The following is a 20,331-nucleotide window of genomic DNA, read 5'->3' on the forward strand; positions in this document are numbered from 1 at the left end:
CATTTTTTATTATTTGTAATAAAAAAATAGTTTTCTTTTTATAAAGAAAACTATTTAAGGTTATTAATTTAATTTTATAAAATAATTATTTTTTTAAAAAATTTATAAAATAATTATTTTTTTAAAAAAGATTATTATCTGAAATCTGAGAAAAATCTTTTTTTTCTTTCGCAGAAGTAACAGCTGCTTCAGTAGTAACAAACATAGAAGCGATAGATGCAGAATTTAAAATAGCTTGTTTTGTCACTTTAGTAGGATCAATGATTCCTTCTTTAAATAAATCAACATATTCTCCTGTTTCAGCATTAAATCCAAAATTTTCTTTTTGTTTCAATTGTTCTTTAACAACTAAATCTCCATTAAAACCTGAATTTTTGGAAATTTGATAAGTTGGAATTAATAAACTATCTAAAACAACATTTATTCCTTTTTGAATATCCGAATTAGAATCTTTTAAAGTTTCTTTTAAAACTTTATAAATTTCTACTAAAGTTTTTCCACCGCCAACTAAAATACCTTCAGTAACAGCAGCTTGAGCAGCATTTAAAGCGTCTTCAAGCCTTAATTTTCGTTCTTTTAGTTCTATTTCTGTAGCTGCCCCTACTTTAATAACAGCTACTCCACCAGATAATTTAGCTAAACGAGATTTTAAATTGCTTAATTCATGTTCATTATTTGTATTTTGAATATGATTTTCTATTTCTTCAATTCTTTTGGTTAAAGAGGGACTTTTATCCGCCCCCATTAATATTGTATTATCTTTTTTGATAATTGCTCTTTTAATTTGGCCTAAATCTTCTATTTTTATATTTTGTAATTGCATATCTAAATCTTTAGAAATAAAATTAGCTTTAGTTAAAATAGCGATATCTTTTAATAATTCTTTTTGATTATCTCCGAAACCAGGGGCTTCAGTAGCAGCAATATTTAAAATACCATGAAACTTATTTAGCGCCAAAATATTAATTACATCGTTATCAAACGAATTAGCTATAATTAACAAAGATTGAGTTTTTGCTTTAACTTCTTCCAATAAATGATTAATTTCATTAATGTTATTAATTTTATGATCAGTTACCAAAATTAATGCTCTTTCGAATTCGACTGACATATTGGCCAATTTATTAACGAAAATACTTGATAAATAACCTTTATCATATTGCATTCCTTCAACAACTTCTAATTCAGTTTCTAAACCTTTAGATTCTCCTATGCTAATTATTCCTTTTTGAGTAACTTTATTTATTGCAGAAACTATAATTTCTCCTATTTCTTTACTACCTGAAGAAAGTATAGCGATATTAGCTATTTCTTCTTGTGTAGAAATTGGTTTAGATTTTTCTAAAATTTGTTCTATGACTTTTTGTGAAGCTTTAAGAATTCCTTTTTTAACTAGAACAGATTGAGCACCAGAATTAACAAATTTAAAACCTTTTTGAATCATACTTTGAGCTAAAACAATTGCTGTTGTTGTTCCATCTCCAGCATTATCGTTAGTTTTTGTAGCAGCCTCACGTAATAATTGTGCTCCCATATTTTGAAAAGGTTCTGTTAACTCTATTTCTTTAGCGATTGTAACACCATCATTAACAATAAAAGACAATCCATTGCTTTTTTCTAAAGCAACATTTTTTCCGTTAGGACCTAAAGTAACTTTAACAGTGTCTGCTAAAATATCTACTCCATTTAAAATTTCTTTTCTGGCATCTTTGCCAAAAAGAATCGATTTAGCTGCCATATTATTAAATTACATCTCCTTAATTAAATTTTTATTTCATTTTGAAAATTATTAGTTTTTATTTAATTTAAATTAATAAAGCTATTATTTTATCAGTTTTTAGAATTAAATATTCTTCTTTTTCAATTGTAATTTTGGTTCCAGCATAATTTTCGTAAACTACTTTATAATTAGGCTGAATTTCTTTGGATGCTTCAGGACCACAACTTACAACAATACCTGTACAATTATTACAATTATTTTCTTGTGTTTGATTTTTTAAATTTAAAATAATTGAACTTTCGTTCTTTTTTTCTTCTTCATGTTTTATAACAACATAATCTTTTAAAGGTTTAATTAACATAAATATTTCCTTTCTATCATTCTAAAATGAAATAAATAAACTATCAATTGATAATTTATTTAGTCTATATAATTTCATTAATAAACATAATTAACAAATATATTATACATCAAATTTATAAAAAGTTAATTTTATATATTGAAATTTATTTTTACGAAATTGGAATAAAACTGATACTTTTAAATTAATTAATTTATTTTAAAATTAAAACACTTTTTGATATTTATTCTTTATTTTTTTATAATAATAAAATAATTTCTTTTTATTATTTTGTTATTAAAAAACGTTTTTTTAATATTTTTTTATAGTTTACTATATATTCTTGTTATAAATTTTTTTATATTATATATGTTATAATTAATATGGTTAATTATTTTAATTTTATTAAAAAAATTTTGATTTTTTTGTTATTTGTTATTATGAATTTTTTTAATTCATAATAATTTTTATTTTTTTATTTAATTCAATTTTTTAAAAATTAAAAATTTTGTGTTTTAATTAGAAAAACATTAATAAATTAAAATTTATAATAAACTAATATTTGTTATAAATAGACATAGACGTCAAAAAAGATATAAAAAGGCATTAATAAAATCAATAATATGTTAAAAATACAAAATTTATACAAAATTTTTAAAAAAGAACAAACATTAAAAAATATTTCTTTTAATTTGCCTGATAAAGGTTTGGTTTGTATAACAGGGAAATCTGGTTCAGGAAAATCTACTTTATTATATTTATTAGGCGGATTAGATAGTTCTAATCAAGGTGATATTTATGTTCATGATTTAAACATTACTCAAAAATTTGATAATGAAAAATTAGGTTCTTATAGAAATAATTTTGTCAGTTTTATTTTTCAAGAATTTTATCTTTTAGAAGAATTAACTGTTTACGATAATATTAAAATAACATGCGAAATTCAAAATAAAAATATTAATACTGAAAAAGTAGAAAAAATATTAGAAAAATTAGAAATAAACAACTTAAAATTAAAGAAAATTAATCAACTTTCTGGAGGGCAAAAACAAAGAGTAGGTATCGCACGTTCTTTAATTAAAAATTCTAAAATGATTTTAGCTGATGAACCTACCTGTAATTTAGATGAACAAACAGAAAAACAAGTTTTTGATTTATTAAAAGAAATATCTAAAGAAAAGTTAGTTATCATAGTTACTCATGACAAAGAAAATGCTCTTAAATATGGAGATCGTTTAATAGAATTAAAAAATGGTTCTATTATTAAAGATATTTCGAAAAAATTAAATTTAAAACCTATTTTCGATAATGATAAAAAATATTATACTAAAGAAGAAATGTTAGAATTAATAAAAAATAAAGATATTTTAGAAGAAAAAGCAAATTTCGAAAAAACAACAACAAAAATATTTTCTTCTGATGTAAAAGATTTTTCTAATTTACTTGATAATGTTTCTTATCGATCTTATTTTACATATTCATCAGCTATTTCTTTTACAAAAAATACTTTCAAAAATAATAAGAAATTATATTTTAGAGCCATTATGGCTATGGGTTTTCCTGGATGTTTACTAATTATATTGACAATATTATTTTTTAATTTTTTTATTTATCAAAATTTTTGTGATCTTAACATTTTTTCTTGTTTTTTATTTTTTGTTATTTGTTTATTTTTGTTTTTAAATTCTTTTTTTCAATTGAATTATATTATAAAAAACAGAATAGAATTTAAAAAAAAAGAAATTGGTATTTTGCAATCATTAGGTGCTTTTAAAAAAGATATTAAAAAAATATTTAAAATATTTGCTTTTAAATTATCATTTTTTCAAAGTCTAGGAGTACATTTATCTTTGGTCTTTATTTATTATTCTTTTTCTTCTAATGATTCTTTTTCTAATGATTTAAAAAGTTTAATATATCGACATTTTAAAATCAATTTAATAGTTTATTTTTTATTATCTTATTTATATCCATTATTTATAAATATAGCAACAATAAAATACCAAATAAATAAATTATTTAGACAAAATCCTTATCCTTTAAGTATTATTTTGGATCGAAAATAGTTTTTTGTTATATTTTAATTTTAAATAATAAAAAAATTAATAAAATTATTAGTAAGTTATAAAGCTAAAATTATTACACATATTTATAAAAAAATACGGAATAAAATCATTATCGGATTCAAAACTAATATTTTTTTATATTAATTAATTATGGTTGATGCGGTTGCGAATATATACATCAAATTAAAAAGATATATAATAATTTCCTTTTAAAGAAATAATAAACAAATTATAAATCAATAATATTTACGAAATTTAATAAATATTCGAAATTTTTATTAAAAATTATAACGTTTTATATGTTAGAGTATTAGGTATTATTTTTTTATATTTTCGAATATTTTTTTAAATAAAATATTTATAAAATATAATTTATATGAAAATATAATTTTTTAAAAAGTTTTTCAATTTTAAAAATTTATTTTTAAAAATAATTAAATTTAAATTAAATTATAAAAAATTATTTTTTAATTTTCATAATTCTATTATTTAATTATATAATAAGGGTGAATACATGAATATAATTTTAAATTTAAATTAAATTATAAAAAATTATTTTTTAATTTTCATAATTCTATTATTTAATTATATAATAAGGGTGAATACATGAATATAATTTTAATAGGCCCTCCAGCTTCTGGCAAAGGTACTCAATCTTTAATTTTATCAAAAAATTTAAATATCCCTCATATTTCAATAGGAGATATTTTTAGAGAAAATTTAAGAAATAAAACAGATTTAGGGAAGATAATTAAATCTTATATTAATAAAGGTTTATTGGTTAATGATAAAATAACCAATTCTATGATAAGTAAATATTTAACTAATGAAAATATTAAAAAAGGATTTATTTTAGATGGTTATCCTCGTAATTTAGATCAAGCCCGTTTTTTAACTGAAGAATTAGATAAAAAAAAAATTGTTTTAAATAAAGTTTTTTATTTTAATGTTAGCGAAAAATTATTAAAAAAAAGAATTATAGGAAGAATCGTTTGTCCTCAATGCGGAGAAATTTATCATAAAGAAAATAAATCGCCTGAAAAATATGGTTTTTGTGATAACGATAATACTTATTTAATTCAAAGAAAAGATGATAATTTAAATACTTTTCAAAAACGTTTATTAATTTATAAAAAAGAAACTTTTCCTTTAATTGAATATTATAAAAAAAATAACAAATTAACAGAAATTAAAGTAGACGAAGATACTAAATCAATTAAAGATATTACTGAAATAATATTAAAAGAAATATAAAATATAAAATAAAAAAATTTTTTCTATTTATTAAATAAAAATAAATAGAAAAAATTTTTTTATAAAAAAGAATTAATAATTTAGAAATTAAGATAAATTTTAATTTAACAAAAGAAAATAATATAAAATGCCTAAATAAAATTTTTTCTTATCAAGGTATTTGATATTTATCAAAAAAATTATTTTAACAAAGTAATTTAAATTAGAAAGTTTTCTAAAATGAAGACAAAAAACAAAATATTATTAAATATTTTATTAACATTAATAATATTAATTTTTTTAAATATAAAATTTGCTATAAAAGCTATTAATTCTAATGTCAATAATATAAAAGAAGAAGAATATAAAAATTATAAAATTATTTCAAAATTAAAACAAATTTATCCTAAATTAACAAATGATAATTTATTAAAAAAAGTTTTAACTAAAATATTGGAAGAATTCGATAAACCTTATTATATGCATGAAACGAAAACAACTATTGAAGATCGAATTAAGTTATTAGAAAAATATAATATAATAGATGAATTTAAAAATACAATTGTACAAACTGTTTTCGATAAAAACGAATATTGCTTTGTATTTCCAGGAAATAAAATAGATTTTGATAATTATAGAACATATCTAAATTATAAAAAACAAAATTTTCCAGGAAGTAGAGGTTATTCATGGAAACTATGGTCTCCTTCAAATCTTGAATTTATATCTAGAAAAGAAATTCAATTTTTAATCGATACTTTCGAAGAAATTATAATTTTAGAAACTGAAAAACAAACGAATTTGAATAAACAAAAAAATATTAAACAAATAGAGGAACAAATTTCTTTATTAAAGCAGAAAATAAATACATATATTGATTTATTAAAAGAACAAAGAATAAATATATTAAATAAAAATAAAGAAATTGAAAGTTTAAAGAAAAATATCGAAGAACAAAATGGTCAATTTTTGGATTTACAACAAAAAGAAGAATTAATTAAAACCCAAGAACAAAAAATAAATTTTTTAATTTTGGAATTAAAAAAAAATAATCAAAAAATTAATGATGATAAAATATTACAAGAGACAGAAAAATTAGAATTCCAAAAAGATTTAAAAAATAAAATCGAACAATTAAATGTTTTGAAAAATAAATTAGAATCATCTCAAATAAATATTGATAAATTAGCTGAAACTAAAGAAGAACAACAAAAAATAATTAAAAATAAAAACGAAAAGATTAAAGAATTAGAGATAATCATTGAAAATGATAATAAACAAATTTTTTATTTAAAGAACGAAATTCAAAAAATAACTGAAAATTTAGAAAATAAAATAAAAACAAATAAGTTATTATCCGAAAATCAACAAAAAATATCGAATATAGAAATTTCATCACTTAAAAAAGATATTAGCGAATTAAGAAACAAATTAATTTTACAAAAGTTCGTTTTAGAAAGTAATACAGAAAAAATTACAAATCTTTTTAAACAATTAGAAGAAAAAAATAAAGAAATAAGCGAAATGCAAAATTTAAATTCATTAGAAAAACAAAAATTACAAGATGATATAGAAGATAACAAAAAACAATTAAAAAAAATAAAAAATAATTTAGATATTGCAGAAAATACAATAACTGAATTAAGACAAACTATCGAAGAACAAAAAAATATTATCGAACAAAAACAAAATAAAATTGAAAATTTAAAACAAAATATTAAAATAAAAGAAAATATTATAAATTCTTTAAACAATCAAATTATAAAAGTCGAACAAGAAATTAAAAATACAAAAGAAAAACTTGAAGAAAATAAACTTTTATCGACACAAGAAAAACAAAAATTACAAAATCAAATTAATGAAAAAGAAAAATTAATTTTAGATTTAAAAAGCCAATTATATTCTAAAGAAAATTTTTTAATTAAAGCACAAGAAGAAATTAATATTTTGAGAAATCAATTGCAAGAACAAAAAGATGAGATTATTTTTATTAAAAATTTAAACGAAGAAGAAAAAAACGAATTAAAAAATGATATAAAAAAACAAACAAAATATTTAGATATACTAGAAAATGATTTAGATATTGCTTATAAAAATATTGATAAATTAAAAAAAACAGTTGAAGAACAAACAGATATTATTAATAATAAACAAAAACAAATTTTCATTTTAAAAAAAGATATTGAACAAAAAGAATCTAGTATAGAAAATTTATCTAAAAAAATAGAAAATTTAGAACAAGATATAAATTCAAAAACTAAAGAATTAATAGAAAATAAATTTTTATCTCAAGAAACTCAAAAATTATTAAGTGAAGACATTAATCAAATGAGAAAACAAATAAAAAATTTAAAAGAACAAATGTCTCAAAAAGAAGAATTTATTGAGTCATCTAATAAAAAAATTAATAATTTACAAACAAATTTAGAAATAAAAGAAGAACAAATTAAACAAAATCAAATTTTAAATCAAAATGAAAAAAACAAATTACAACAAGATATCAAAAAACAAATAAACTCTTTAGAAAATTTAAAAACAAAATTAGATAAATATAGAGAAAAAATAGAAATATCTTTAAAAAATAACAATATGTTGAATTATTTATTTATAGAAGGTATGTCTCATATGAAGACAATGAATAGAGAAGTTTTGGATTTTCTTGAAAAAATGAGACAAGAACAAGAAATTAAAAAAAAAGATGAATCTGCAAATGCAAAAATTTTTTTCAAAAAAACAGATAAATTCCCGACTTTTAAAGAAGTTATAGGAAACCAAGAAGCTAAAAAACAATTACAAGAAAGTTTAATTCAATTAACTGATGATATAAAAGAATATAAAACTATGGGTAATAGCGAACCCCCTAAAGGTATTTTATTATATGGTCCGCCTGGAACAGGAAAAACTTATTTAGCTAAAGCTTTTGCTAAAGAATCTGGATTACCTTTTTTTTCTATAACATCTGCTGATTTTTCTAAAACATATGTTGGTGAATCTCCAAGATTAGTCAAAAGTATTTTTGATGAAGCTAGAAAACACTCACCGAGTATTATTTTAATAGATGAATGCGAAGCAGCATTTAAAAAACGTAACAGTGACGGTTTAAATTCCGATCATGGAAACCTTGTTATTTCTTTTTTATCTCAAATAGATGGTATTTATACAGACGAAACAAAACCAGTTTTTGTTATAGCAACGACCAATTTTAAAGACGATATTGATAATTCTATTTTAAGCAGATTTAATAAATTAATAAAAATTGATTTTTGGAATGAAGAAAATGTAAATATGTTTTTAAAACAAATTTCTAAAAAATATAATTTAGATATAAGAACTTATCAATATTTAGATAAAATATCAAAACAAATAATTGATTCAGGAATAGATGAATTAAGAACACCTAGAAAAATGATAGAATTGTTTGAACAATCAATAAATGTTGCGTTTTACGAACATAAACATTTGAATATTTTACCAATAGATTTACAATTAGTAATAGATAGATTGATAAATAAACAAAATGTTATTAATTGGCAAGAACATGAACATATAAAACCTTCCGCAGAACAATTATATACAGTCCAAGAATACAAAAATACTCCGATAAAACATCTTTTTATTGATAGTTCTTTTACTGATGAAGAAAAAAAATATTTTCAATTAATTAAAGACAATTATATATTAAATAAAAAATTAGTTTATAATCAAAATTCTCAAGAAAAAACAGTAGAATTTGAAGTTGATTCAAATAATTTAGAAAGAATAAAAACATTTTATTCTTCGGATAATCCTTTTCCTGAAGAATTATTAGGATTTTATTTTAAAAAAGGAACCGAAAGCAAAGAAATAAAAAAAATTACAAAAACTTCTAATTTAGAATCAATTTTAAATGTAGCAATTGAAGCAAAAGTAAAACAAATTTATTTTATTTGGAATATTGAAAAAATTAAACATAATAAAATTAAAATAGAAGGTTTAATGCAAAAATATACAAATGAATTTAATTTTTTAAAATCAGATGAAAATTTAAAAAATAAATTATTAGAAATATCTCAAGTAACAAAAAATAATGAATTAGAATTCGAAAAAATAATATTAAAGTATATCGAAGAAATTAAAGAACAATTAACTAATAATATTTATGATGAAATTATTAGACAAAATGAGCTAATTATTTTAGAAGATTCTTTCGAATTAAAAAGAGATATTACAAAACAAATAAACAAAATATTTCAAAAAAATGATTTTTTATTTTTAAAAGAAATCAAAAATGAAATTTTTTCTAATATTAAAAACAAATTAATAAAAAATAAAGAAAACAATTTACAAGCAAAAATTGTAAATTTAATAAATTCGATAACTTTTAATACAAAAATATTTAATTATTTAGAAATAGATAAAATTAAAAAACAAATAAATCAAAATGTTTATGATTATTTTGTAATACAAAGCAAATATTCTTTAAAAGATATTCAAAATCAAATTTATAAAACAGAAAAACAAGTTAATAAAAAACTTTTCGATAAATATTGGAAAACTATATTAAAACAATTAAATATTAATTGTAATTTAGAAAAAGATAAAATAATAAATTTATTAGAAGAAAAAACAAAAAAAGAATTATTTTATAATGATTTAGAATTAGAAAAAATAATTAATTTGCTTAACGAAGAAATTGAAAAGAATATTAAAAATTTAGAAAATAATTTAAATAAAAAAATATCTGATAATATAAATAAATATATATTAATAGATAATGTATTGAATCAAAAAATATCTAATCAAGAAATAGACTTAATTAAAGAAACAGCTTTTGTTATCGCTAAAGATGAATTAAAACAAGAAAATATTAAAGAAGAACAAATGGGCGACCAAGAGGCTTAAATATCATGCTATTTAACCAATAGCCAGGAAAGATTTCCCCTGAATGCATATCTTCGGTTTGTTAAACGAAAGAATAACAGATTAAAGCAGAAGGTAAAAGCGAATTGAGACGAAACAGTATAGTCAAAAAGATTCCGTAAGCAAATTTGGATATGGATAAGGATGAAAAACCCTAAGAAGAATAAAGTGAGGTAATCTTCTAACTTAACGGCAACTGTGTAAATCCGTTAATCTAGATAGCTGGAAATTGTCTTTGTGTTTCGCAGTGAAATCATAATAAACCTAGACTCCACCCATAGCTGGACAAAGCAACTCTTGTCTAAGGTTAATTCCGCAAGCTGGGTCAAACTTCACCTAAGTCCAAAAGGTAGATATTTAAAGTAACTGGTAGATTCCTAAACCTCAGTTTTTTTGGAAACAAATAAGAATAGGGTATTTGAATAAAACTTCATTTATCTGAGCCCTTAGAGGCAAGGAAAAAGAGACTATTTAGTAATCGTTGGAGTAAAAATAAAGATGGAATACTTAATTCAATCGACCAACCAAGTCGAAGGTTAACAACCTTTAAAGGGTGAAAATAGTCAGTAATTCTAGAGATAAAATTATGGAAAGCCGTATGCTTGAAAACTTGCTTGTACGGTTTGGGACGGGACCAACTGTAATAAAAGATTCGTATCTTAAACGTAGTTGATTTATCGTCATACATGATAAAATAAAATCTTTTGTTTTAAATTATAAAATAAGTGAGAAGACAGATTCAAAAGATTTCTTTTCGATAATTTCAGAAAATTTTTATTGGTTAAAATTTGTTTTCATCGTTTTTGGTTGTAAATATTTTTTCCGAAAAAAAATTTAATTTTATAAAAGAGATTTTGGTAATTTAAACGAAATATTGTCAAAAAAAATTTAAATTAATTCACACTTATAAAACCTAGTTTATAAGACAGGTTTTATAAGTTTTTTTATTTTTTGTAACAATTTATTCAAAAAAATAAGAAAAATTTAATAAAAAGGAGAAAAAGAAAAATCTTAAATATGTTATAATTTATTAAGAAATATAATATTTCAAAAAAATAAATAAATTTTTTTGTTTAAAAAAATAATATTAATTTTTTTAACATTTCTAAATTTTTTAATAAAATTAATATTACTTTTTTAACAATATAATTTCTATAATTAAATGCTATAATTTAATTTATGTTAAAATGCAAAAATATAATTAATGAACTGAGGTGAATAAATGACATCTGATTTAGAACAAATTTTTGAAAATTCTAATTTATATTCTAAATTATTCAAGAATAATATCAAAAATATAAAAGAACTTATTTTCAAAAAACCTAAAAAATATCAAGATTTTACTTTAACTGAATTAAATAAAATAGCAGATAAAACAAAAGTAAATTTATACGGAATTATAATAAAAGCACCTATTGTTGTCAGAAATTTTTTTAAAAAAAATGCTAAAATGTTCCATATATTAACAAGTCAAAATACAGAATTAAAAGTAATTACTTTTAATAATTTTTTTTTAAAATTTTAGAATATAATAAAAAAATATTTATTAAAGGTACTTATTATAATAAATATAATACAATTATAGCTTCTTTTATTACTTTAGAAGTTAATATAGAAAACAAAATTAAACCTATTTATAATTTAAAAAATATTTCTAATGAGTCTTTACAAAAATTAATAAAAAAAATTTTTCAATCTCCTAAATTTAAAATTAAAGAAAATTTAGATATAAGAATTTTAAAAAAATATAATTTAATAAATAGGAAAGAGGCTTTCCGAAATCTTCATCTTCCTGAAAATAAACAAATGTTGTATAAAGCAATCCAAAGATTTAAATACGAAGAAGCTTTTATTATAATGAAAAAATGGTTTCGAAAAAAAAACAATTACCTTCTAAAATTCCTATAAAATGTAATATAATTTATGTAAAGCAAATGATTAAAAAAATTCCTTTTCAATTAACTTTAAATCAAAAAAAAATAGTTAATGAAATTTATTCTGATTTTAAAAAAGATTATCCTACTCAAAGATTAATTCAAGGGGATGTTGGTTCTGGAAAGACAATTACAGTTTTTATAGCCGCTTTAGGAATAATTAATTTAAATAAACAAGTTTTAATGATGGCTCCTACAGAAATTTTAGCCAAACAACATTATTTAAATTTTAAAAAACTTTTTCCAGAAATAAATTCTATTATTATAACTTCTAAAAGTAAAACTAAAAAATTTGATCAAGAACAGATTAAACAAAATAAATACAAAATGATTTTCGGAACTCATTTATTAGCTAATATAGATTTTTTTCAATTAGGTTTGATTATAATAGATGAAACTCATAAATTCGGAACAGATCTAAAAAATAAAACTATCGCTCAAGATTTAACATCAGATATTTTATATCTTACAGCGACGCCTATTCCCAAGACTTTGGCACTTATTTATTCTGGATTATTAAATATTTCTTTATTAATTAAACAACCTTATAATAAACATAATATTATTACTAAAAAATGTTCTTTTGAAATGATTATACCTTTGTTAAAAAAAAATCAGTCACGTAATGAACAAAGTTATATTACAGTTCCTGCTATAAAAGATAATAAAAAAAATTTTAATATTGAAAATATGAATATTTTTTTAGAGAAACAAAAAATAGAGCATCTTTATATTTTGCACAGCAAACAAACAACAGACAAACAAGAAGAAAATATTCAAAATTTTATAAAAAATAAAAAAGGTATTTTGTTAGCCACTTCTATTATTGAAGTAGGAATTGATATTGAAAACGTTACAACTATTATTATTTTAGGAGCGGAATATTTTGGTCTAAGTCAATTGCATCAATTAAGAGGAAGAGTAGGAAGGAATAATAAACAAAATTATTGTTTTTTAGTTTCTAAAAAAAATAACGAACGTTTAAAAATATTAGAAAAAGAAAATAATGTATCTAAATTAAGTGATTTTGATCTTTATAAAAGAGGACCAGGAGATTTTTTAGGTAAAGAACAAAGTGGTTTTTTTAAATTTCAATTTTTAAATATAACAAAAGATTATATGATTTTAAATCAAATTAAAAAAGATTTTGAATATTTATAAAATTAAATAATAAAAGGTATATTAATAAAAATGATTAAATTAGCAATAGATGCTATGGGTGGAGATTTAGCCCCTGAGAAAGTGATCAAAGGAATTGTAATGGCTTTATCTCAAGAAAAAAATTTATATATTTGTTTGTATGGTGATCAAGAAAAAATAAATTACATAATAGAAAATAAAATTTCTTCTTCAGTTTATAAAACAGTCAAAGATCGAATAAATATTATTCATACTCCTTTTTTTCTTAAAATGGATATAACAAATATAAGAGAAGAATTTAGAGATTGTCCTAACCATTCTATGTTTTTAGCTTTAAAAGCAGCTAAAGAAAAAAAAGTAGATGGAGTTGTTTCGGCAGGACCTACTCAAGCTTTAGTTTTATCAAGTTTTTTAATAATTAGAACTATGAAGTCAGTTTCCAGAATAGCTTTAGCTCCTTTTTTTAAAACTTTTGATAATAAAACAAAAATTTTAATAGATGCAGGAGCAAATATTGAAATAGAACCAGAAAATTTATTAAAATTGACTGTTTATGCTTCATTAGTAGCTAAAGAATTTTTAAAAATTGACCAACCTATAGTAAAATTATTAAATATAGGGATTGAAAAAAATAAAGGAAGAGATTTTGAAAGAAAGCTTTATGATTTATTAGAAAAAGATGATCAAATAATTTTTAAAGGAAATGAAGAGTCTAAAAATGTTTTCAATACTGAAGCAGATATTTTATTAAGCGATGCTTTTACATCTAATATGGTTTTAAAAAGTTATGAAGGAGCTTTTAAAAATTTATTTCAATCAATTAAAGAAGTTATGACTGAAAATTGGTTCAAAAAAATTATGAGCAAAATTTTATTTTCTAAAAAATTAAAAAAAATAAAACAAAAAATAGATTCTAAAGAAATAGGTGGAGCGATCTTGTTAGGTTTAAATAAAATTGTGATTAAAGCACATGGCGATTCTAATGAATATGCTTTTTGCAAAGCAATTTTTCAAGCTAAAATTTTAATTGAAAAAAATTTTTTAACTAAAATTACAAAAAAATTAATATAAAAAAAGAGTAATTATGCATTTAAAAAAATTATTTAGAAGATTAAATATTAAACCTAAAAATATTAAGATATATATTAAGGCTTTAACTCATAGTTCTTATGCTAACGAACATCATTTTAGAAAAAATAATAACGAAAGATTAGAATTTTTAGGAGATTCTGTTATTAATTTTTTAATGGCTAGTTATTTATATAAAAAAAATAAAGATAATGAAGGTATTATGACTAAAAAAAGAGCGCAAGCTGTTTGTATCGATTCTTTATTAATTTATGCTAAAGAAATAGAATTAAAGAATTATATTTTGTTAGGTAAAGGAGAAAAGAAAAGATATGATAATAATTATTCTATCATAGCAGACACTTTCGAAGCTTTATTTGGAGCTATTTATTTAGATTTAGGATATGATCAAGCAGAAAAAACTTTTCAATATATTGTGCTGCCTTATTTAAAAAAAATTATCAATATTATAGATTTTAAAACTAAATTACAAGAATTAATTCAAACTAATAAACAAAATATCCATTATAAAATTATTGCTGAAAAAGGTTTAGCCCATGAAAAAGAATTTATAACTGAAGTATATTTGGAAAATATTTTTTTAGGAAGAGGCTTAGGAAAAACTAAAAAAGCTTCTGAACAAAAAGCAGCGCAAGAAGCTTTACTTAAAATAGAAAAAGAAAGGAATATACCAAATGTTTAAAATTCTTTATGAAGAAGGTTATTTAAATATTGAAAAAATTTTAATTCACGAATATCATAAAATGAATTTAACATTTCAAGAAATGATGATTTTAATTTATTTATTTGATTGTTATGAACATAAACATTTTTCTTCTGTATTTTTAGCCAAAAAAATGAATTTGTCTAAAAATGAAGTAGAAAATATTTTAGAAGAATTAATTCAAAAAGATTTTTTTTTCTTATCACAAGAGAAAAAAAATGATAAATTAATAGAAGTTTTTAATTTAGATAATACTTTTTTAAAATTAGAACAAATTTATTTAGAAAAAAATAAAAATGTTCAAATTAAAAAACAAAATAAATATATAAGCGAAACTATAGAACAAATAGAAAAATTAAAAGGCGAAAATTTAGCTTCATATGAACTCGAAATTATTAAAAATTGGTATTTGGAAAAAAAATATTCTGACAAAGATATAAAAAGATCTATAAATATAGCTTACACAAATCAAAAAAAATCAATTTATTATATAGAGAGAATTTTAGGCCAAGAAAATAATTTAAAAATAGAAAATAACGATAAAACAGATAAAATTCTTCATAAAATTTTTAATAAAATTAAATAATTTAAAATATAACAAATATAATAAAATATGTTATAATATTGATAGTTGAATCTAAGAAAAGATTTAATAAAATGTATTTACATTTTAAATACTGTATATTAAATACCGTATAAATTATAATTTTAATGAGAGGAAAGAAGAAAATGCAACAAAAAGAAAGTTTTTTAAAAACTAAAAAAGGCAAAATAGTTTTTGGTTCAGTTGGTTCAGTTGTTGGTGTTTTAGTATTATATTTAATAATTGCTTATTTTGTATCAATTTGGCCATTTAGTCCATCAATTACTAATAAAGATTTAACAACATTTAAAACAGATGTAGAAAAATTAGTAACAGACAAAGAAACAGATGTTAAATTAGAAAATGACAAAATAGCAACAGAAGTAGAAAAAAAAATTGACGATTTGAAAACACAAGTGATAAAGGTTAATAAAAAAAGAGCTGACAACAAACAAATTAAAACAGAAAAAATAGACAATTTAAAAACAGAAGCTGGCAAATTAAAAGGCAAAGAAACAAAAGCAGCATTTAAAGATGAAGCTACAAAATTCAAAACAAACGTTGATACATTCATAAATAGTTTCAAAGAAGACATTAAAGAATAATTTAAACAATAAAATATTAATTAATATTATTTAAAAATAAAAAAAACATTCAAAATTTAATATTTTGAATGTTTTTTTTATTTTATATTTAAATAAAATTTTAAAGATGCTCTTATAAAGTCTTTAAATAAAGGATGTGGTTTAAAAGGTCTTGATAAAAATTCAGAATGAAATTGAACTCCTATAAACCAAATATGTTTTTTTAATTCTATAACTTCAGGTAATTGTTCTTCTTTATTAATTCCTGAAATAATAAAATTATCATCTTTATCAAAAAGTGAAATATATTCCATATTCATCTCATAACGATGTCTATGTCTTTCATAAATGATTTCTTTTTGAAAAATTTGATAACTCTTAGTATTTTTCTTTAAACAACAAGAGTATAATCCTAATCTTAAAGTTCCTCCTAATAAAGGATCTTTTATTTTTTGAGTTATTAAAGGAAGTGGTGTATTAATATCAATTTCTGTAGAATTAGCTTTGTCTAATTTCAAAACATTTCTAGCATATTCAATAACCATTAATTGCATTCCTAAACAAATACCAAAAATAGGAATATTATTTATACGAGCATAATGAATAGCTTGTATTTTTCCTTGATAAGCTCTTGCACCAAAACCGCCTGGAATTAAAATACCATGACAATCGCCTAATAAAGAAACTATATTATTATCATTAACATTTTCTGCATCAATCCACTTAATTTTAATATTAGTATTATTATAATAAGAAGCGTGTTTTAAAGCCTCTATTATAGATAAATAAGAATCATGTACCGAAATATACTTACCTACTAAACCAATAGTAATTTTATTTTTTAAATTTTCAATTTTATAAATTAAATTTTTCCACGAAGATATATCTAATTTTTTTAAGTTTTTTATTTGAAAATGATCTAAAATAAAATCATCTATTTTTTGTTCATTTAAATTAATAATAATTTTATATAAAATATCTACATCAATATTTTCGAAAATAGCATTTTCTCTTACATCACATAAAATAGAAATTTTTTTCTTTATTTCAGAAGAAATAGTTTGTTCACTTCTCAAAATCAAAATTTGAGGTTTAATACCTAAAGATCTTAATTCTTTAATACTATGTTGAGTAGGCTTAGTTTTTGTTTCTTTAGAAGTTTTTAAATAAGGAATTAAAGTGTTATGAATATAAAGAGTATTATGAAATCCTAAGTCATAACAAACTTGTCTAATAGACTCTAAAAAAGGTAATGATTCGATATCACCTACTGTACCGCCAATTTCGACAATAATAATATCATAATCATTATTATTACTTTTTATTTCTAAAATCCTTTTTTTGATTTCATTAGTAATATGAGGAATAACTTGAATAGTTTGTCCTAAATATTCCCCTTGTCTTTCTTTATTGATTACATGTTGATAAACTTGTCCTGTAGTCACATTAGATTCTCTTGATAAATTTTCATCTAAAAATCTTTCATAATGGCCCAAATCTAAATCTGTTTCGGTTCCATCATTAGTCACAAAAACTTCTCCGTGTTGAATAGGATTCATAGTACCAGAATCAATATTGATATAAGGATCAATTTTTTTCATAAAAACTTTTAATCCACGTTTTTTTAAAATTTGACCTATAGCAGCACCAATAATACCTTTTCCTAAACCAGAAACTACTCCTCCAGTAATAAAAATAAATTTTTGCTCTTTTTTTTTATTATTCATTTTTAATTTCTTTCTTAAAAAATTTTAAAATAAAAATTTAAAAAACATTAATTAAACATTTATTTTAAAACCTATTTTTTCTCCTAAATTGATTTTTGTTTCTATTTTATTACGACTATTTTCCATAATAATCGGATCAAAAATTACTTTGTTTTTTTGAACTAATAAAACAATAGTGGATCCTCCAAAAGAAAAAAAACCCTTTTCTTGCCCCTTATTAAAATTAGTAATAGAATGATTATTAATTTTTCCTACTAATAAAGCTCCAATTTCAATTTGAATTATTTTACCAAAATTTTTTGTTTCTAAAATATTATATTCTCGGGTATTTTCACAAAAAACATTAAAATATTTAAAAGCAATAGGATTAACAGTATGAAATTTACCTTTAATTTTTTTAAAATTTTCTTTTTTTTGAATACCTTCATCAATGAAAATATAACGATGATAATCGATAGGTCTCAATCTTAAAATTACAAAATAACCATCCATAAATAAAGATGGTAAAGTATTATTTTTTAAAAGATCACTTAAATGATAATTAACTTTTTTAATAGAATAAATACTATCTTTATTAATCGGCAGAATAGTAATTTTTCCTTCGCAAGGGCTTATAAAAATAAAATTTTCTTTACAAAAAGTTATATTTTTATATTGACGTATAAAAAAATCATTATAAGAAGAAAATTTTGTTTTTCGAAATAAATTTAAATCTATATTATTTCTTTTAACTACTTTTCCAATATGTATTTTTGAAAAAAAAGATCTTAAATAAACCCCCATTAAAAAAGTAATTATTTTAGAAACACAAATTCTCAAAAATAGTCTTTTCCAAAAACTTTTATGTAAGTTAGAATATAAAAAATGTGGTTTCATAATTATGTTTTCTTTATAAAAAACTAATCCTCTTTCTTATGTTCGTTTAAATAACATTAAATTTAATATTATTACAAAAGATAATAAATTATTACAAAAGATAATAAATTATTAAAAAAGATAATAAACATGAAAATATTAAAAAAATAATATTTTTAATTTTAGGAAATTTAATTTTTGCAAAAATAAATAAAAAAGACAATAAACACATAATAAATAAATATATTGTGAAAAATATATTTTTAATATTATTAACATCAGTTCCTTTTTTCATCATTATATTTTGAAATAAAATTAAACAAGGAAATATAATAGAAGATAAAGTCACTGGAACACCTAAAAAAACATTTAAATTTTCTTTTGATTTTTTATCATCATAATTTTCTTCAGCAAGAACATTGAAATAAGCTAATCTAATTAAAACCGTTAAAATGTAACAAATACTTATAAAAATAAATAAGTATAAGAAAGGATTATTTGGTAATTCTGTATTATGGAACAATCCATATCCTATAAAAATAGGTAAAATACCAAAACTAATAATATCTGCTAAAGAATCTATTTGAATACCATATTTTTTTTCTTGTATAGAACGTTTTTTTTTAAAATTACTTACTTTTCCATCAAACATATCAAAAATACCAGATAATAATATACAAATAGAAGCGAATTTTATAGAATTAGTATTGAATTCTCCATTAACAAGAAAAAACATTCCTAATAAACCAATTGAGGTATTTAAATAAGTTAAATAAACAGTATAATTATAAAAACCTAAAAACATAATAAATTCTCCATTATTATTTTTTAAAATTAAATATAATTTGTTTTGAATCAAGTAAATAAAAAATAATAATTGAAAAAATTATAATTTTTTCAATTATTATTTATAAAAATATTCTTCATAATCATTTATATATTCATCGTCTTCTTCATTGTTTTTATCTTTTTCAATATCATCAATTTCTTCTTCATTAATTTCTAATTCTTCTTTTTCATCATTTATATCTAAATTATCTAAAGGTATATCATTTAATTTTTCTTCTTCGTATTCATCATTTTCTTCATTGGATTTTGGTTTTAAATCAAATTCATTAAAATCTAAAATTTCTTTTTCTAAATCTTTTTTAATTTCTATTTTTTGTTCATTTGGGTTAATAAAAAAATCTTTATCCCAAAAATTCAAATTATTTTTTTTAATATTCCACAAATCATCTCCGCAAAAAACAAAACAACCGCTCAAAACAATATCTAAATATAATTGAATACAAATTTCTTTATTATTTATATCTAATTTTTTAATTTTAAAAACTTCTTCTATTAGTTGTTGGATATTCATAGGTTTTTTGTTTTGAGATAATATTTGATAAGAAATATCAATCATAGCACTTGATGAATCAATATTTTTATTATTTTTTTCCAAAATTAATAACCTCA

The 20,331-nt window shown here is 20.2% G+C and carries 15 protein-coding genes; 9 read left to right on the forward strand and 6 right to left on the reverse strand.

Going from position 1 to position 20,331, the window contains the following annotated elements; all coding sequences use genetic code 11:
- Window positions 1–121: 121 nt before the first annotated feature.
- On the reverse strand, window positions 122–1,738 hold the full coding sequence (gene groL, locus RS022_RS03840; RefSeq protein ID WP_268849838.1) for a chaperonin GroEL: 1,617 nt from the start codon (window positions 1,736–1,738) through the stop codon (window positions 122–124).
- Window positions 1,739–1,805: 67 nt separating this feature from the next.
- Entirely contained in the window at window positions 1,806–2,081 is a 276-nt protein-coding gene (locus RS022_RS03845) for a co-chaperone GroES (RefSeq protein WP_268849839.1), read from the reverse strand.
- Window positions 2,082–2,683: 602 nt separating this feature from the next.
- Here RS022_RS03845 and RS022_RS03850 point away from each other — a divergent pair.
- From RS022_RS03850 to RS022_RS03890, 9 genes are all read left to right on the forward strand, one after another.
- Window positions 2,684–4,126 carry an ABC transporter ATP-binding protein gene (locus RS022_RS03850; RefSeq protein ID WP_268849840.1) on the forward strand — a complete coding sequence of 481 codons (1,443 nt, stop codon included), beginning with the start codon at window positions 2,684–2,686 and terminating at the stop codon, window positions 4,124–4,126.
- Between the two features lie 606 nt (window positions 4,127–4,732).
- Window positions 4,733–5,380 carry an adenylate kinase gene (locus RS022_RS03855; RefSeq protein WP_268849841.1) on the forward strand — a complete coding sequence of 216 codons (648 nt, stop codon included), beginning with the start codon at window positions 4,733–4,735 and terminating at the stop codon, window positions 5,378–5,380.
- A 219-nt stretch (window positions 5,381–5,599) separates the two neighbouring features.
- Window positions 5,600–10,240: an AAA family ATPase gene (locus RS022_RS03860; protein WP_268849842.1), complete on the forward strand. Its 4,641-nt coding sequence runs from the start codon at window positions 5,600–5,602 to the stop codon at window positions 10,238–10,240.
- Between the two features lie 1,240 nt (window positions 10,241–11,480).
- Window positions 11,481–11,783: a hypothetical protein gene (locus RS022_RS03865; RefSeq protein ID WP_268849843.1), complete on the forward strand. Its 303-nt coding sequence runs from the start codon at window positions 11,481–11,483 to the stop codon at window positions 11,781–11,783.
- A 340-nt stretch (window positions 11,784–12,123) separates the two neighbouring features.
- Window positions 12,124–13,353, forward strand: coding sequence for a DEAD/DEAH box helicase (locus RS022_RS03870; RefSeq protein ID WP_268849844.1), 1,230 nt, complete (start codon window positions 12,124–12,126; stop codon window positions 13,351–13,353).
- Window positions 13,354–13,383: 30 nt separating this feature from the next.
- Window positions 13,384–14,403, forward strand: a complete 1,020-nt coding sequence (plsX, locus tag RS022_RS03875) for a phosphate acyltransferase PlsX (protein WP_268849845.1) — start codon at window positions 13,384–13,386, stop codon at window positions 14,401–14,403.
- A 13-nt stretch (window positions 14,404–14,416) separates the two neighbouring features.
- Window positions 14,417–15,103 (forward strand): ribonuclease III, encoded by a 687-nt coding sequence (rnc, locus tag RS022_RS03880; protein ID WP_268849846.1) that lies wholly within the window; start codon window positions 14,417–14,419, stop codon window positions 15,101–15,103.
- On the forward strand, window positions 15,096–15,710 hold the full coding sequence (locus RS022_RS03885) for a DnaD domain protein (protein ID WP_268849847.1): 615 nt from the start codon (window positions 15,096–15,098) through the stop codon (window positions 15,708–15,710). Before rnc ends, RS022_RS03885 begins: the two co-directional genes overlap by 8 nt.
- Before the next feature lie 143 nt (window positions 15,711–15,853).
- The gene (locus RS022_RS03890; protein WP_268849848.1) at window positions 15,854–16,312 is read left to right on the forward strand and encodes a hypothetical protein; all 459 of its coding nucleotides are present in this window, start codon (window positions 15,854–15,856) and stop codon (window positions 16,310–16,312) included.
- Window positions 16,313–16,389: 77 nt separating this feature from the next.
- Here the strand turns inward: RS022_RS03890 and RS022_RS03895 are convergent, their stop codons facing one another.
- From RS022_RS03895 to rpoE, 4 genes are all read right to left on the reverse strand, one after another.
- On the reverse strand, window positions 16,390–18,018 hold the full coding sequence (locus RS022_RS03895; protein ID WP_268849849.1) for a CTP synthase: 1,629 nt from the start codon (window positions 18,016–18,018) through the stop codon (window positions 16,390–16,392).
- A gap of 51 nt (window positions 18,019–18,069) precedes the next feature.
- Entirely contained in the window at window positions 18,070–18,894 is an 825-nt protein-coding gene (locus RS022_RS03900; RefSeq protein ID WP_268849850.1) for a phosphatidylserine decarboxylase, read from the reverse strand.
- A gap of 91 nt (window positions 18,895–18,985) precedes the next feature.
- Window positions 18,986–19,678 carry a CDP-alcohol phosphatidyltransferase family protein gene (locus RS022_RS03905; RefSeq protein WP_268849851.1) on the reverse strand — a complete coding sequence of 231 codons (693 nt, stop codon included), beginning with the start codon at window positions 19,676–19,678 and terminating at the stop codon, window positions 18,986–18,988.
- A gap of 99 nt (window positions 19,679–19,777) precedes the next feature.
- The gene (rpoE, locus tag RS022_RS03910) at window positions 19,778–20,317 is read right to left on the reverse strand and encodes a DNA-directed RNA polymerase subunit delta (protein WP_268849852.1); all 540 of its coding nucleotides are present in this window, start codon (window positions 20,315–20,317) and stop codon (window positions 19,778–19,780) included.
- Window positions 20,318–20,331 lie beyond the last annotated feature (14 nt).

It is taken from the genome of Candidatus Phytoplasma rubi (genome assembly GCF_026821955.1).
In the GTDB taxonomy this organism is placed as follows: Bacteria; Bacillota_I; Bacilli_A; order Acholeplasmatales; family Acholeplasmataceae; genus Phytoplasma; species Phytoplasma vitis.

Excerpts from the sequence above, each read along its gene's own strand:
- plsX (WP_268849845.1), top strand. The coding sequence starts at position 13,384 with ATGATTAAATTAGCAATAGATGCTATGGGTGGAGATTTAGCCCCTGAG.
- rnc (WP_268849846.1), top strand. The coding sequence starts at position 14,417 with ATGCATTTAAAAAAATTATTTAGAAGATTAAATATTAAACCTAAAAAT.
- groL (WP_268849838.1), bottom strand. The coding sequence starts at position 1,738 with ATGGCAGCTAAATCGATTCTTTTTGGCAAAGATGCCAGAAAAGAAATT.
- RS022_RS03900 (WP_268849850.1), bottom strand. The coding sequence starts at position 18,894 with ATGAAACCACATTTTTTATATTCTAACTTACATAAAAGTTTTTGGAAA.
- RS022_RS03865 (WP_268849843.1), top strand. The coding sequence starts at position 11,481 with ATGACATCTGATTTAGAACAAATTTTTGAAAATTCTAATTTATATTCT.
- RS022_RS03845 (WP_268849839.1), bottom strand. The coding sequence starts at position 2,081 with ATGTTAATTAAACCTTTAAAAGATTATGTTGTTATAAAACATGAAGAA.
- RS022_RS03885 (WP_268849847.1), top strand. The coding sequence starts at position 15,096 with ATGTTTAAAATTCTTTATGAAGAAGGTTATTTAAATATTGAAAAAATT.
- RS022_RS03905 (WP_268849851.1), bottom strand. The coding sequence starts at position 19,678 with ATGTTTTTAGGTTTTTATAATTATACTGTTTATTTAACTTATTTAAAT.
- RS022_RS03860 (WP_268849842.1), top strand. The coding sequence starts at position 5,600 with ATGAAGACAAAAAACAAAATATTATTAAATATTTTATTAACATTAATA.
- RS022_RS03855 (WP_268849841.1), top strand. The coding sequence starts at position 4,733 with ATGAATATAATTTTAATAGGCCCTCCAGCTTCTGGCAAAGGTACTCAA.
- RS022_RS03890 (WP_268849848.1), top strand. The coding sequence starts at position 15,854 with ATGCAACAAAAAGAAAGTTTTTTAAAAACTAAAAAAGGCAAAATAGTT.
- RS022_RS03850 (WP_268849840.1), top strand. The coding sequence starts at position 2,684 with ATGTTAAAAATACAAAATTTATACAAAATTTTTAAAAAAGAACAAACA.
- RS022_RS03895 (WP_268849849.1), bottom strand. The coding sequence starts at position 18,018 with ATGAATAATAAAAAAAAAGAGCAAAAATTTATTTTTATTACTGGAGGA.
- RS022_RS03870 (WP_268849844.1), top strand. The coding sequence starts at position 12,124 with ATGGTTTCGAAAAAAAAACAATTACCTTCTAAAATTCCTATAAAATGT.